Here is a 13,057-nt window from a genome sequence, read left to right on the forward strand (position 1 = left end):
CTCCGCGGCAGAGCCGCTACACTGCCTCGAAGAGGATAAAACCTGCATGGCTGGGCACGGCGGCTCCAGAACGGTTATCTACGCGGCGCTCGCCGGCAATCTCGCCATAGCGTTGACCAAATTCGCCGCCGCCTTTTTCACCGGCAGTTCGGCCATGCTGTCGGAAGGCGTGCATTCGCTGGTCGATACAGGCAATGGCGGCCTGTTGCTCTACGGCATGCACCGGGCGGCACGCCCCGCGGACAGCTCGCACCCGCTCGGCCATGGCCGTGAACTCTATTTCTGGAGCTTCATCGTCGCCCTTCTGGTCTTCGCGCTGGGCGCTGGCGTGTCGTTCTACGAGGGCATCATCCACATCATGGCGCCGGAGCCGGTCGCCAACGCTAGGGTGAACTACATCGTTCTCGGCCTGTCCTTCCTGTTCGAAGGCAGCTCCTGGCTGGTGGCGCTGAAGGAATTCCGCAAGCAGAAGGGCAAGCAGGGCTGGCTGCAAGCCGTGCAATCGAGCAAGGATCCGAGCGTCTATACCGTGCTGTTCGAAGACAGTGCCGCCCTTCTCGGCCTGGCCGTCGCCTTTGCCGGCATATTGGCGGCGGAGATTTTCGAGATGCCCGAACTCGACGGCGCCGCCTCGATCGGCATCTCGCTCATCCTCGGCACGACGGCAATCTTCCTGGCGCGTGAAAGCAAGGGCCTGCTCATCGGCGAGCCGGCCTCACCCGAGGTGCAGAGGAAGGTGCTGGCGATCGTCCAGCAGGATCCGGCGGTGCAGCGGGCGAACGGCGTGCTGACGGTGCATATGGGTCCGGAAGAAATCGTCGCCGGCCTGAGCATCGAATTCGAGGACCATTTGTCGGCGCCGGAGATCGAGGCCTGTGTCGAGCGCATCGAGGCGCGGTTGAAGAAGGAGATGCCTGAGATCACGCGGCTGTTCGTCAAGCCGCAGACGTCAGGCACCTGGGAAAAGCGGCGCAAGCTGATCGAATCCGCGTCCGGATAGATTCGAGTACGAACTTTGCGACACCGCGGTGCACTTTTCGGGATTCTGGCCTCTGGACCAGCGCCCTGCCGTTGCCTCGGGTCTCCGTGCCGCTAAAATCAGCCGATCGAAGTTGGAGGAATGACAATGAAGATCGACGGCGGCTGCCATTGTGGCGCCATCACCTATGAGGCGGAGGTCGACCCGGAGAAGACCTCGATCTGCCATTGTACCGATTGCCAGCAACTGACCGGTACGGCATTTCGCGTTACCGTTCCTGCGACGGAGGATCACTACCGGATCACCAGCGGCGAACCGAAGATCTACATCAAGACCGTGGCGAGCGGCGCCAAGCGAACGCAAGCTTTTTGTGCCGACTGCGGCTCGCATCTCTATGCGACATCGGTCGGCGACGGTCCGAAGGTCTATGGGATCAGGGTCGGGACCTCGCGGCAGCGCCAGAACCTGGTCCCGAGACACCAGAAATGGCACCGGTCGGCGCTGCACTGGCTTCCGGAATTCGAGGGTATGACGACGGTCGAAGAGCAGTAGCGTTCAGTCGTCGCCTTCGACGACCCTCAATCTCAGCTGCCCGGTCTTTGAATCGGCAGCGCGCGGTGCGGCCTCCACCTTGGCAGGGGCGCCGCCGCGCGGGGCGTCGGGTTCGCCTTCTCCGAATTCCAGCGCCTCGATCTTCTGGCCACGCTTGGTCACTTTCGAGGTCGAGACGAGTATGTCTTCGATGTCCTTGGCCGACTGGCCGAAATGGCCCTGCAATTTGCGCACCCGCTCGTCGACACGCTGGACGTCTTCCATCAGCCTGATGACTTCGCCCTGGATCAGATGCGCCTGCTCGCGCATGCGCGCATCCTTGAGGATCGCCTGGATGACCTGGATCGACAGCATCAAGAGCGAAGGCGAGACGATGATGACGCGGGCACGGTGCGCCTTCTGGACAACCGCTTCGAAATTCTCGTGGATTTCGGCGAACACCGATTCCGACGGCACGAACATGAAGGCGGTGTCCTGGGTTTCGCCCTGCAGCAGGTATTTTTCCGAAATGTCGCGGATATGGACCTCGATATCGCGGCGGAAGGCCTGGGCCGCGACCTTCTGCAGGTCGGCGTTATCGGCGGCCCGGATGGCATTCCACGCTTCCAGGGGAAATTTGGCATCGATGGCAAGCGACGGCGCGCCGTTCGGCATTTTCACCAGGCAGTCCGGCCGGCTGCCGTTCGACAGCGTCGCCTGGAATTCGTAGGCGCCGTGCGGCAGGCCGTCGGCGACGATCGCCTCCATGCGCGACTGGCCGAAGGCGCCGCGCGTCTGCTTGTTGGAGAGGATCGCCTGCAGCTGCACGACCTGGCCGGCCAGCGACTGGATGTTGCCTTGCGCGGTGTCGATGACCGCCAGCCGCTCCTGCAGTTTCGCGAGGCTCTCATGCGTGGACTTGGTCTGCTCGGTCATGGTCTGGCCGATGCGGCCGGTCATGGCGTCGAGCCGCTGGCCGATCGACTGCGTCAATTCGGCTTGGCGGGCGCCGAACACTTCGGCGATGGCGCCCATGCGGCCCTGCATCTCGGCCTGGGATTGCAGAATGCCGGCCATCCGCGCCTCGGCGTCGCGGGCATGGTCGGCGGCTTCCGCTGCGGCGACCGCGCGCGCCTTGGCCGAGCGCCACAGCGCGATGACGAGCGCCACGAACAAGCCGAGAAACAGCAATGTGGCGACGGCCAAGACGTGGCCGAGCGTGATAGTCGAGGCGCCGAGCCGTGCGGCGGGCTCCGAAAGGATGGTGCTCAGATCATTCATGTGGACAGCATAGCCGATTCGGCGGTCTGGCACAGATCAAAACGTGAACGAGGCGCAGGCGCACCGGTTGACGCCTTTCTATTGAGGTCTTAGGTGAAACGCCATGCCGATCAAGCCGCTTATCATTCTTCCCGATCCCATCCTGCGCCAGGTCTCCAAGCCGGTGGAGCGCGTCGACGCGCCGGTACGCAAACTGGCCGACGATATGCTGGCAACTATGTATGACGCACCCGGCATCGGGTTGGCGGCAATCCAGGTCGGCGAGCCGCTGCGCATGCTGGTGATCGATCTCGCCAAGGAAGACGAAACCCCGGCGCCACACGTCTTCATCAACCCGGAAATTCTCGAAAGCGCCGACGCGCGGTCCGTCTACGAGGAAGGCTGTCTGTCGATCCCTGATTACTATGCCGAGGTCGAGCGCCCGGCTTCGGTGAGGGTCAAATATCTGGACCGTGACGGCAAGCTGCAGGAGATCGAGGCCGAGGGGCTGATGGCAACCTGCCTGCAGCACGAAATCGACCACCTCAACGGCGTGCTGTTCATCGACCACATCTCGAAGCTGAAGCGCGACATGGTGGTGAAGAAGTTCAAGAAGCTCGCCAGGGACAAGGCGCCAGGCAAGCTGGTGGGATAGGGCAATGCCCCTTCGCGTCATCTTCATGGGCACGCCGGAGTTTTCGGTGCCGACGCTGCGCGCCATCGCCGAGGCTGGCCACGAGATTTCAGCCGTCTACACGCAGCCACCGCGCGCCGCCGGCCGGCGCGGGTTGGAACTGACGCCGTCACCGGTGCAGCGCGAGGCCGGGCGGCTTGGCATCGAGGCGCGAACGCCGGCATCGTTGAAAAGCGAGGCCGAGCAGGCTGCTTTTGCCGACCTCGGCGGCGATATCGCCGTGGTCGTCGCCTATGGATTGCTGTTGCCCAAGGCAATTCTTGACGCACCCCGGCTTGGCTGCGTCAACGGCCACGCATCGCTTTTGCCGCGCTGGCGTGGCGCCGCGCCGATCCAGCGCGCCATCATGGCTGGAGATACCGAGACCGGCATGATGGTGATGCGCATGGAGGCGGGGCTGGATACCGGCCCGGTGGGACTGGTTGAAAAATGCGCCATCGGCCCCGATATAACAGCCGGCGATCTGCATGATCGGTTGATGAGTGTCGGCGCTGCCCTGATGGTGGAAGCGTTGGCGCGGCTGGAACAGAACACCCTGGCATTTACCGCGCAGGCGGCCGAAGGGGTGACTTACGCCAGGAAAATCGATAAATCCGAGACGCGCGTGGAGTGGACACGGCCCGCGGCCGAGGTTCACAATCACATTCGTGGCCTGTCGCCGTTTCCCGGCGCCTGGTCCGAGATTGAAATTGGCGGCCGTATGGAACGGCTGAAACTGCTTCGCTCGACGCTATCCGAAGGCGTGTCGCCTTCGGAAGATTTGGGCGAGTCGGGAGGAATTCTCGATGACCGGCTGACAGTCGCCTGCGGAAAAGGCGCGGTCAGGCTGGTCGAAGTTCAACGTGCGGGCGGAAAGCCCGCCGCCGCGTCGGAATTCTTGCGCGGAGCCAAGATCGAAAAAGGACTGAAATTCTCATGAGCATGATGTCGATACGCGCGGCGACGCCGCGGGACCGCGAGGCCATCCGCCTCGTCGAGGAACACGCTTTCGGCCAGCAGACGGAGGCCGGACTGGTCGACGCGTTGGTGACCGGCGGTGACGCCGTCGTCGAACTGGTGGCGGAAGAGGACGGCCAGGCCGTCGGCCATATCCTGTTTTCGCGGCTGTTCGTGCAGAACGGCGGCAAGAGCTTTGCCGCCGTGGCGCTTGCCCCGCTGGCGGTGGAGCCTTCCTTTCACGGCTCCGGCATCGGCGGCGCCTTGATCCGCGAGGCTCATATCCGGCTCAAGGACGCCGGCGAGACACTGGCCGTCGTGCTGGGCGATCCGGCCTATTACGGCCGTTTCGGCTATAGCCACGCCCGCGCAGAAAAGTTCGAAAGCGAATACCAGGGCGAGGCGCTGCAGGCGCTGGCCTGGGGCGAAGCTCCCGAATCCGGCAGGCTGGTCTACGCCTCCGCCTTCACCGCTCTCGCCGCCTAGGCGGGGGCGTATAGCCGACCGGCATGCCGCGTTTTCGCCTCGATATCGAATATGACGGCAGCCTGTTTGCCGGCTGGCAGCATCAGGCCGACCAGCCTTCGGTGCAGCAGGCGATCGAGCAGGCGATCGAGAAATTCTGCGGCGAGGCGGTCCGGCTGCGCGCCGCCGGCCGCACCGATGCCGGCGTGCACGCGACCGCGCAGGTGGCGCATGTCGACCTTGCCAAGGCGTGGCCCGACGACAAGGTGCGCGATGCCGTCAATGCACACCTGCAGGCGGCCGGCGCGCGCATAGTCATCCTGAAGGCCACGATCGTCCCGGACGATTTCGATGCCCGTTTCTCCGCCATCGGCCGGCACTATCTCTACCGCATCCTCAACCGGCGGGCGCCCTCGGCGCTGGAGAAGGGTAAGGTGTGGTGGGTACCGAAGCGGCTCGATGCCGCCGCCATGCACGAGGCGGCGAAGCTCCTGCTCGGCCGGCACGACTTCACCACCTTCCGCTCGACGCAGTGCCAGGCCAACAGCCCGATCAGGACATTGGAGCGGCTCGATGTGAGCCGGGCGGGCGATGATCTGATCGAGGTGAGGGCATCGGCACGATCCTTCCTGCACAACCAGGTGCGCTCGATGGTCGGCTCGCTGAAGCGGGTCGGCGACGGCGGCTGGACATCGGGCGACCTCAAGGCGGCGCTCGAGGCGCGAAACCGCGCCGCCTGCGGCCAGGTGGCGCCGCCCGACGGGCTTTTTCTCATTGGCGTCGATTATCCCGGGTAGAACCCTGGTTCTCCCGGGTAGAATCCTGGTTCTATCCGGGATAAAGCCCGGAAAGGCTCTGGCCCCCGACATCGTCCGGCACGGAGATGCCAAGCAGCATCTGCAGTCCGAACAGCACCAGCAGCGAAGCGACGAACATGCCGACGAAAACGGCGGTGCCGAAGGCAGCGCCCCTGCCGATCGTCGCGTTGGTCATGCGCCAGGTCAGCACCATCGACAGGGAAAATAACAGCAGCGACACAAGGCTCGAGACCTGGCTTGCCGAGGACAGGAAAAGCCTGATCAGCGCCGAAGGCAGCATCAGCCAGGCAGTGATCGCCGAGGCCCAGTTGCTGGCCACGACATAGTGGACGAAGCGCCCGCCGATGCCGGCGCGCCGCGCCACCAAGGCGAGCGCCACCAGCGGCAGTACCCAGGAGCCGATATCGACCGTCGCCAGTCGCACCAGCATGCTGAAGCGGCCGGCGAAGGTATCGGGATCGCCGATCTCGTTGGCGATGCCGACCCAGCCGACGATCAGCGCCGGTGCCGCGACGATGATGGCGAAGAACGAATTCCAGAAGCCGTCGGCCGTGAGGTCGAGCAGGCGCAGGCCGTCGGCCTTGCCGAGCATCAGCCGCCAGGCGCCGGTCAGCGAAGCTTGGGTTTCGTCCGCCGAAAGCATGCTGATCAGCCCTGTCCGAACCAGTCGTCGATGAAGCGCTGGTAGATCCGCGTCAGCGTTTCCAGATCGGCGATGGCCACGCGCTCGTCGACCATGTGCATGGTCTTGCCGACCAGGCCGAATTCGACCACCGGGCAATAATCCTTGATGAAGCGCGCATCCGATGTGCCGCCGGAGGTGGATAGCGCCGGCTTTTTGCCGACCACCGCCTTGACCGAGCCGCTCAGCGTCTCGACCAGCCTGTCGTCGCGGGTCAGGAAGACGTGGCTCGGCCGGTCGCGCCAGACCAGCTCATAGTCGACTGGCGTCTTCTTGCCCGGCCGGTATTTCTTGCGCCCAGCCGCCTGATCGAGGCGGTTGTGGATTTCCGCCTGGACCGTCTCGGCCGTCCAGCTGTCGTTGAAGCGGATGTTGAAGGTGGCGGTTGCCTTGGCGGGAATGACGTTGGTGGCCGGGTTGCCGACATCGATGGAGGTCACCTCGAGGTTGGTCGGCTGGAAATCCTTGGTTCCCTTGTCGAAGACGGGATGCAGCAAGGCGTCCACCAGGCTCATCAGGCCGCGCACCGGGTTGTCGGCAAGCTGCGGATAAGCGGCATGGCCCTGGCGGCCATTGACGGTGATGCTCCCCGACATCGAGCCGCGCCTGCCGATCTTGATCATGTCGCCGAGCGTGTCCGGATTGGTCGGCTCGCCGACGATCGACGCGTCCCATTTCTCGCCTTTGGACGCGGCCCATTCGAGCAGCTTGACCGTGCCGTTGATGGCAGGCCCTTCCTCGTCGCCGGTGATCAGCAGCGAGACCGAGCCCTTCGGGCCACCATTCGCCTCGACGTGGCGCGCCACCGCGGCGATGAAGCAGGCAATGCCGCCCTTCATGTCGACCGCGCCGCGGCCATACATTTCGCCGTTGGCGATGTCGGCGGCGAAAGGCGGATGCGTCCAGGCGGCTTCGTCGCCGACCGGCACCACGTCGGTATGACCCGCGAACATCAGATGCGGGCCATTGCCGGAGCGCCGTGCATAGAGGTTTTCGATGTCGGGCGTGCCGTCTTCGGAGAACACCGGCCGATCGACCAGGAAGCCGAGCGGCTTCAGCATCGCCTCCAGCGCGCTCAGCACGCCGCCTTCGGCTGGTGTCACCGAGGCACAGCGGATGAGAGAGGCAAGGTTTGCGGCGGGGTCAGTCGGCAGCGTCATGGCAAAAGCGATAGTCGAAAGCGAATGGCCTGTCACGGCCAGACATAGGGCCAAGCCAATGGCCGACGATACCGCCGACATTATGGTTTTCATGTCGTATAGTTCTGGCTGATGCGGAGTAAGAGATGGCAAACGGCGAAAAGAGGATCGTCATCGCCGGCGCCGGCAGCATTGGCTGTTATGCCGGCGGCTGCCTGGCGCTCGCCGGCGGCGGGTTGTCCTGCTTGCCAGGCTGCGCATCGAGGCAGCGCTCCGGCAGGGCGGATTGCGCGTCAGCGACCTCGAGGGCCGCGATCGCCTGATCAAGCCGGCAGAGCTTGTCGTCACCGCCGATCCGGCCGCGTCCTTGCCGGGGGCCGATGTGATCCTGGTCACCGTCAAGAGCGGCGCGACGCGGGAAATGGCGGCACTCATCAAGGCCCATGCCCGTCCCGATGCCGTGGTGGTAAGCCTGCAGAATGGCGTCGACAACGCCGACAGGCTCCGAGGGGCGCTTGGCCAGCGAACGGTGCTGGCTGGCATGGTGCCGTTCAATGTCGTGCAATCAGCCGATGGAGAGCTGCCGTTGCGCGTCCACCGCGCCAGCGACGGCAAGGTGATGGTCGAAAAGGGCGATGTCGGCCTTGCCGACCTTCTCGACACCGAAGGCCTGGCTGTCGAAACGCGTGGCGATATGAAGGCCGTGCTGTGGGGCAAGCTTCTGATGAACCTGAACAATGCGCTGGTGGCGCTGTCGGGCCTGCCGCTGGCAACTGAACTCGCTGACCGGCGCTGGCGGCTGATCCTGGCCAGCCAGATCGACGAGGCCTTGCTGGCGATGAAAGCCTCCGGCATCGAGCCGGCGCGGATCGCCGGCCTGCGCCCGACGCTGCTGCCGAAGGTGCTCAGGTTGCCCGACTGGCTGTTCAAGCTCCTGGCCCGGCGCATGCTGGCGATCGATCTCGAGGCGCGCTCGTCGATGTGGGACGATCTGCAGCGTGGCCGGTCGACCGAGATCGACGACTTGCAGGGCGCTGTTTTGCGGCTCGCTGAAAAAGCCGGTACGCCGGCGCCGACGGTCCAGCTTATCAGCGCGCTGGTGCGCGCGGCGGAAGCCGAGCGGCTTGGCTCGCCAAGCCTGGTGCCGGAGAAGGTTGTGGCGCCGCCGTCCGGCCGTCGATCAACGTGATCTTCTGCCAGATCTTGCGCGACAGGTTGGACGCCAGGTTCTCGATGTCGTTGACGCCGTCGATGACGACGGCGTCATTGACGGATTGCGCGAACAGCGCCGCGATCTTGCCGGTGATCGACAGCATTTCGGAGCAATAGTCGAGATAGCGCGCGAGATCCGCGGCATTGGTGAGACGGGCCGGCGAATGCGCCGTCGGCTTGAAGCTGGCCGACAGCGCCGCCGGATCCTTGGTCAACTGGTGCATGTCGATGACATGGATCAGCGATCTGAGGCCGTGCAACTGGCGAAACACCTGCTTGCGCTTGATGCGCTCCTCGGTGCGGATCAGGGCCAGGAAGCCGAGCACGGCGAGGATGATCATGTTGATCGTGGCTTCGATGCCTTGCACCGACTGGACCGCGTCGTCGGCCTGGGAGATGTGAATGAGCGGCAGGATGGTGCCGACGAACAGGAAGATCAGCGCGCCCGCGATGACGGAGGCGACGATGATGCCACGCAGCCACCATATAGGCGCTTCCAGGGCCTTGGCGGCCTTGGCCAGATCGCGCGACAGCGACACAAGTTCGGCGGCAACGCCGCGCAACCCGGCCTCCGGAAAACGGTCGGCCACACGCCCTTCCAGCCGCTCGGCGGTTTCGATGATCAGTTTCGGATCAAGCGTGCGGTAGCGCATGGCGATCCGATCGGCCCCCTAGGGCATGATGCCGAAAAGTGTGAAGCGGTTTTCCGACGACGTCATGCTCTATTTCTTTGATTCTGCCGGCTCGTTGGTGCGCCGGCCATAACGGTTGGGTCCAGGCTGCCCTGGAAACAGGCACAACACAAGGAAGGCGACGATCGAGACGACCGGCACGAACAGGATCAGCGCGGCGATACCCGGCTTGTCGAGGTCGTGCAGCCGCTTCACCGCCAGCGCGATGTTCGACCACAGCGAGGCGATGAAGGCGATGAAGAAGATGAACGACCACATGTTGCTCTCGGCCGAACCCTCCGGCACCAGCGTGAAGCGGTACAGCGGAAATGCCTGGATGATGGCGACGAGCAACCCGCCGAGAAAATAGGCCGCGCGGCTGACGCGGCCCGAGGTCTTGAGGAAAAGCCAGTTGAGATCCGATCTTTCAGGCAAGCGGGTCCGATCCATATTGATTGGCACCCCTGGTGCCTTCGAGAATGCCGAGTTCGACCAGCAGCCAGATGCCGCCGATGACGGGTACGAAGCCAATCAGCGTCCACCAGCCCGACTTGTTGCGGTCGTGCCAGCGTTTGGCATAGAGGGCAATCGCGAAATAGATCGATGCCAGCGCGAAGAGGATGCCGATGATGCCGATCTGGGCACCGCTGGCCGTGGTGACACGCGTGCCGAGGATCGCATCGAGAATGAAAGCAATAACGCCGATAACGATGAATACGCCGATGCCAGCCCAGAACTTGCCCCGGTTGATACGGCCATCAAAGCTTGTGAGCAGATATTTCCAGTCCATGTCACCCCTCCAGTTGAACCAGCGCGGCCGATTGTCGCGCCGGCGGAAGGTGCGCCTGCCCGGCGGAAAGATCAATCGCGCAGCAATTCGTTGATCGAGGTTTTGGACCGGGTCTTGGCGTCGACCCGCTTGACGATGACAGCGCAGTAGAGACCTGGGCCCGGCTCGTTGTTTGGAAATGCCTTGCCCGGTAGCGAGCCGGCGACGACCACGGAATTCGGCGGCACCTCGCCATAGAAGATCTCGCCGGTGGCGCGGTCGACGATCTTGGTCGACTGGCCGATGAAGACGCCCATGCCCAGAACGGAGCCTTCGCGCACGATGCAGCCCTCGACCACTTCGGAACGCGCCCCGATGAAGCAATTGTCCTCGATGATGGTGGGGCCGGCCTGCATCGGCTCCAGCACGCCGCCGATGCCGACGCCGCCCGAAAGGTGGACGTTCTTGCCGATCTGGGCGCAGGAGCCGACCGAGGCCCAGGTATCGACCATGGTGCCGCTATCGACATAGGCGCCGACATTGACGAAGGACGGCATCAAAACCGCGCCCGGCGCGACATAGGCCGAACGGCGCACGATCGACGACGGCACGGCGCGGAAGCCCGCCTTCTCGAAATCGACGGCGCCCCAGCCGTCGAACTTGGACGCCACCTTGTCCCACCACACGGCCTCGCCGGGGCCGCCCTTGATGATCTCCATCGGATTGAGCCGGAAGGAGAGCAGCACCGCCTTCTTCAGCCACTGGTTGACATGCCACTTGCCGTCGGCCTGCCGCTCGGCGACGCGGGCGGTGCCGCGGTCGAGCAGGTCGAGTGCCGACTGAATGGCGTCGCGCACCTCGCCGCGGGTCGCGGTCGAAATGGCGTCGCGTTCCTCGAAGGCCCTGTCGATGGTCTTTTCGAGGCTCGCCAGATCGGGCTTCGACATGAATTTGCTCCATTACCAAGCTGTTAAGGGCTGCGCCTTAACCTGTTTAAAAGTCGCGCGGACCCTATGTTAAGGTGGAATGGGGGTCAATCGCGCCAGCGTCATGGGACGGCGCAAGTAAAGGAATGGACGGGTGGATTCGATGACTCCCATGGAAAAGGCGGGATGGACGCCGCTGCCGCACTCGGATGAGGATCTGGAGCGGTCGAAAAGCGTGCCGGACACGCCGCAAACGCGGGCCGAGACCTACCGCCTGGCCTGGAACGATCCCGACTTCATGACCCGGCGCGAGCTGCGCGCCGTCAGGCTGCAACTGGAACTGCTGAAGCCGGAAATGATCCTCGCCGAGCGCGGCATTCGTTCGACCGTGATCCTGTTCGGCGGCGCGCGCCTGCCGGAGCCCGGCGGCGAGGCCTGGGCGGCCAAGAACGAGATGCAGAAGAAGAACCTTGAGGAAAACAGCAAATATTACGAGGAGGCGCGCAAATTCGCCCGCCTCTGCTCGCAGCAGTCGGCCACTTCATATTATCGCGAATATGTGGTGGTGACCGGTGGCGGTCCGGGCGTCATGGAAGCGGGAAACCGCGGCGCCGATGATGTCGGCGCGCCGTCGATCGGGCTCAACATCGTGCTGCCGCACGAGCAGGCGCCGAACCCCTATGTGACGCCGGAGCTCTGTTTCAACTTCCACTATTTCGCCATCCGCAAGATGCACTTCGTCATGCGCGCCAAGGCCGTGGCGGTGTTTCCCGGCGGCTTCGGCACGATGGACGAGTTCTTCGAGACGCTGACGCTGATCCAGACCGGACGCATGGAGCGCGTGCCGGTGATCCTGTTCGGCAAGTCCTTCTGGAAGCGGGCGATCGACCTCGACTTCCTCGCCGAGCAGGGCACGATCAGCCCGGGCGACCAGGACATCATCGATTTCGTCGACACAGCCGACGAAGCGTGGGGCATCATCAGCCGCTTCTATAAGCTAGGGAGTGAGTGAGTGAGTAGGCAGTGGGAATTAGTGAGTAGGGATTAGTCAGTAGTGAGCGAGCGAAAGGTGTGCTCCTCCACTACTCACTACTCACTACTCACTACTCACTACTCACTACTCACTATTCCCGTCAAAAATTCCGCGAGATCGTCGGTGACGTAGTCGACGTCGTCTTCCTGCGCCGGGTCGCGTTCCCAGATTTCCGAGAAGGTCGGCTCGAAATTGCGCGGCACCACGAGAACCGTGGTCATGCCCAGAGACTTCGGCACGGCCAGGTTGCGGGCAAGGTCCTCGAACATCACGGCATTGTGGCCGGTGACGGCGTGCAGTTCGGCGAACTTCTCGTAGGTCTGACGCGCCGGCTTGGGATTGAGGCCGGCAGCGACGATATCGAAAATGTCGTCGAAATGGTCGAGGATGCCAAGTTGGCGCGCGGTGCGCTCGGCATGCCTGCGGTCGCCATTGGTGAAGATGAATTTGCGGCCGGGAAGCTGGCGGATGGCGGTGCCGAGAACAGGATCGGGCACCAGCCACGAATAGTCGATGTCATGGACCTTCTCCAGAAAGTCGTCGGGATCGATGCCGTGGCGCGTCATCAGCCCGTTCAGCGTCGTGCCGTATTCGCGATAGAGCTCCTTCTGCAGCTTGCGCGCCTCCTCGCGCGGCAGCGCCAGCAGTTCCCCGACATAGGCGGTCATCTTGACGTCGATCTGCGAGAACAAATTCGAGTGATGCGGGTAGAGCGTGTTGTCGAGGTCGAACACCCAGTCGGTGACATGGGCGAAGCGGGCGGGATCGGGAAGCGTGGTCATGCGCTCCTTATGGCATGAAACAGGGATTCTGAAAGCGACTTTATCCACAACTTATGCGCGTCGAGAGTGGCGGAAATGGCCCCACGATTCAAATTTTAGCCATCCCGGAAAGGTGGCCTTCAGGGCTTGCTGGCACAGAGACAAGTCCTGTGGGGAGCCC

The 13,057-nt window shown here is 63.7% G+C and carries 15 protein-coding genes and 1 pseudogene; 8 read left to right on the forward strand and 8 right to left on the reverse strand.

What is annotated here, in order from left to right; all coding sequences use genetic code 11:
• The first annotated feature begins 46 nt into the window (after positions 1-46).
• The gene (locus LB571_RS22130) at positions 47-1,000 is read left to right on the forward strand and encodes a cation diffusion facilitator family transporter (protein ID WP_140711717.1); all 954 of its coding nucleotides are present in this window, start codon (positions 47-49) and stop codon (positions 998-1,000) included.
• Between the two features lie 126 nt (positions 1,001-1,126).
• Positions 1,127-1,531: a GFA family protein gene (locus LB571_RS22135; protein ID WP_015314439.1), complete on the forward strand. Its 405-nt coding sequence runs from the start codon at positions 1,127-1,129 to the stop codon at positions 1,529-1,531.
• Between the two features lie 3 nt (positions 1,532-1,534).
• On the opposite strand, the gene LB571_RS22140 is transcribed toward LB571_RS22135, so the two are convergent.
• A complete protein-coding gene (locus tag LB571_RS22140) occupies positions 1,535-2,791 on the reverse strand; it encodes a DNA recombination protein RmuC (RefSeq protein WP_015314438.1) in 1,257 nt (418 codons plus the stop codon).
• 103 nt (positions 2,792-2,894) lie between these two features.
• Here LB571_RS22140 and def point away from each other — a divergent pair, with 103 nt between their 5' ends.
• The 4 genes from def to truA are packed head-to-tail and all read left to right on the forward strand — an operon-like array spanning position 2,895 to position 5,662.
• A complete protein-coding gene (gene def / locus LB571_RS22145; protein WP_015314437.1) occupies positions 2,895-3,425 on the forward strand; it encodes a peptide deformylase in 531 nt (176 codons plus the stop codon).
• A 4-nt stretch (positions 3,426-3,429) separates the two neighbouring features.
• Entirely contained in the window at positions 3,430-4,383 is a 954-nt protein-coding gene (gene fmt / locus LB571_RS22150; RefSeq protein WP_224597945.1) for a methionyl-tRNA formyltransferase, read from the forward strand.
• Positions 4,380-4,886: a GNAT family N-acetyltransferase gene (locus tag LB571_RS22155; RefSeq protein ID WP_141905997.1), complete on the forward strand. Its 507-nt coding sequence runs from the start codon at positions 4,380-4,382 to the stop codon at positions 4,884-4,886. Before fmt ends, LB571_RS22155 begins: the two co-directional genes overlap by 4 nt.
• Positions 4,887-4,909: 23 nt before the next feature.
• Positions 4,910-5,662 (forward strand): tRNA pseudouridine(38-40) synthase TruA, encoded by a 753-nt coding sequence (gene truA, locus LB571_RS22160; RefSeq protein ID WP_224584121.1) that lies wholly within the window; start codon positions 4,910-4,912, stop codon positions 5,660-5,662.
• A gap of 31 nt (positions 5,663-5,693) precedes the next feature.
• Here truA and LB571_RS22165 read toward each other — a convergent pair whose 3' ends face one another.
• Together LB571_RS22165 and dapE are read right to left on the reverse strand one after the other, a co-directional pair.
• Complete coding sequence (locus tag LB571_RS22165; RefSeq protein ID WP_224597948.1) at positions 5,694-6,326, reverse strand: transporter; 633 nt, start codon at positions 6,324-6,326, stop codon at positions 5,694-5,696.
• 5 nt (positions 6,327-6,331) lie between these two features.
• Positions 6,332-7,525 carry a succinyl-diaminopimelate desuccinylase gene (gene dapE / locus LB571_RS22170; protein WP_224597951.1) on the reverse strand — a complete coding sequence of 398 codons (1,194 nt, stop codon included), beginning with the start codon at positions 7,523-7,525 and terminating at the stop codon, positions 6,332-6,334.
• 125 nt (positions 7,526-7,650) lie between these two features.
• On the opposite strand from dapE, the pseudogene LB571_RS22175 reads away from it, so the two are divergent.
• Positions 7,651-8,693: pseudogene (locus LB571_RS22175) on the forward strand (2-dehydropantoate 2-reductase).
• Here the strand turns inward: LB571_RS22175 and LB571_RS22180 are convergent.
• From LB571_RS22180 to dapD, 4 genes are all read right to left on the reverse strand, one after another.
• Positions 8,593-9,369 (reverse strand): hypothetical protein, encoded by a 777-nt coding sequence (locus LB571_RS22180; protein WP_140711705.1) that lies wholly within the window; start codon positions 9,367-9,369, stop codon positions 8,593-8,595. The pseudogene LB571_RS22175 and the gene LB571_RS22180 overlap by 101 nt on opposite strands.
• A gap of 69 nt (positions 9,370-9,438) precedes the next feature.
• On the reverse strand, positions 9,439-9,822 hold the full coding sequence (locus LB571_RS22185; protein WP_224597954.1) for a DUF805 domain-containing protein: 384 nt from the start codon (positions 9,820-9,822) through the stop codon (positions 9,439-9,441).
• Entirely contained in the window at positions 9,815-10,177 is a 363-nt protein-coding gene (locus LB571_RS22190; protein ID WP_140789931.1) for a DUF805 domain-containing protein, read from the reverse strand. Before LB571_RS22190 ends, LB571_RS22185 begins: the two co-directional genes overlap by 8 nt.
• 71 nt (positions 10,178-10,248) lie before the next feature.
• Positions 10,249-11,103: a 2,3,4,5-tetrahydropyridine-2,6-dicarboxylate N-succinyltransferase gene (dapD, locus tag LB571_RS22195; protein WP_015314427.1), complete on the reverse strand. Its 855-nt coding sequence runs from the start codon at positions 11,101-11,103 to the stop codon at positions 10,249-10,251.
• A 142-nt stretch (positions 11,104-11,245) separates the two neighbouring features.
• Here dapD and LB571_RS22200 point away from each other — a divergent pair, with 142 nt between their 5' ends.
• Positions 11,246-12,094: an LOG family protein gene (locus LB571_RS22200; RefSeq protein WP_015314426.1), complete on the forward strand. Its 849-nt coding sequence runs from the start codon at positions 11,246-11,248 to the stop codon at positions 12,092-12,094.
• A 98-nt stretch (positions 12,095-12,192) separates the two neighbouring features.
• Here LB571_RS22200 and LB571_RS22205 read toward each other — a convergent pair whose 3' ends face one another.
• Complete coding sequence (locus tag LB571_RS22205; protein ID WP_015314425.1) at positions 12,193-12,897, reverse strand: pyrimidine 5'-nucleotidase; 705 nt, start codon at positions 12,895-12,897, stop codon at positions 12,193-12,195.
• Between the last annotated feature and the right edge of the window lie 160 nt (positions 12,898-13,057).

It is taken from the genome of Mesorhizobium sp. BR1-1-4 (assembly GCF_020165375.1).
In the GTDB taxonomy this organism is placed as follows: Bacteria; Pseudomonadota; Alphaproteobacteria; order Rhizobiales; family Rhizobiaceae; genus Mesorhizobium; species Mesorhizobium australicum.

Bases quoted from the DNA above. Each gene is read 5' to 3' on its own strand.
- LB571_RS22135 (WP_015314439.1), top strand. From the start codon at position 1,127: ATGAAGATCGACGGCGGCTGCCATTGTGGCGCCATCACCTATGAGGCG.
- dapE (WP_224597951.1), bottom strand. From the start codon at position 7,525: ATGACGCTGCCGACTGACCCCGCCGCAAACCTTGCCTCTCTCATCCGC.
- LB571_RS22200 (WP_015314426.1), top strand. From the start codon at position 11,246: ATGACTCCCATGGAAAAGGCGGGATGGACGCCGCTGCCGCACTCGGAT.
- def (WP_015314437.1), top strand. From the start codon at position 2,895: ATGCCGATCAAGCCGCTTATCATTCTTCCCGATCCCATCCTGCGCCAG.
- LB571_RS22165 (WP_224597948.1), bottom strand. From the start codon at position 6,326: ATGCTTTCGGCGGACGAAACCCAAGCTTCGCTGACCGGCGCCTGGCGG.
- LB571_RS22190 (WP_140789931.1), bottom strand. From the start codon at position 10,177: ATGGACTGGAAATATCTGCTCACAAGCTTTGATGGCCGTATCAACCGG.
- dapD (WP_015314427.1), bottom strand. From the start codon at position 11,103: ATGTCGAAGCCCGATCTGGCGAGCCTCGAAAAGACCATCGACAGGGCC.
- LB571_RS22180 (WP_140711705.1), bottom strand. From the start codon at position 9,369: ATGCGCTACCGCACGCTTGATCCGAAACTGATCATCGAAACCGCCGAG.
- truA (WP_224584121.1), top strand. From the start codon at position 4,910: ATGCCGCGTTTTCGCCTCGATATCGAATATGACGGCAGCCTGTTTGCC.
- LB571_RS22205 (WP_015314425.1), bottom strand. From the start codon at position 12,897: ATGACCACGCTTCCCGATCCCGCCCGCTTCGCCCATGTCACCGACTGG.
- LB571_RS22155 (WP_141905997.1), top strand. From the start codon at position 4,380: ATGAGCATGATGTCGATACGCGCGGCGACGCCGCGGGACCGCGAGGCC.
- fmt (WP_224597945.1), top strand. From the start codon at position 3,430: ATGCCCCTTCGCGTCATCTTCATGGGCACGCCGGAGTTTTCGGTGCCG.
- LB571_RS22130 (WP_140711717.1), top strand. From the start codon at position 47: ATGGCTGGGCACGGCGGCTCCAGAACGGTTATCTACGCGGCGCTCGCC.
- LB571_RS22140 (WP_015314438.1), bottom strand. From the start codon at position 2,791: ATGAATGATCTGAGCACCATCCTTTCGGAGCCCGCCGCACGGCTCGGC.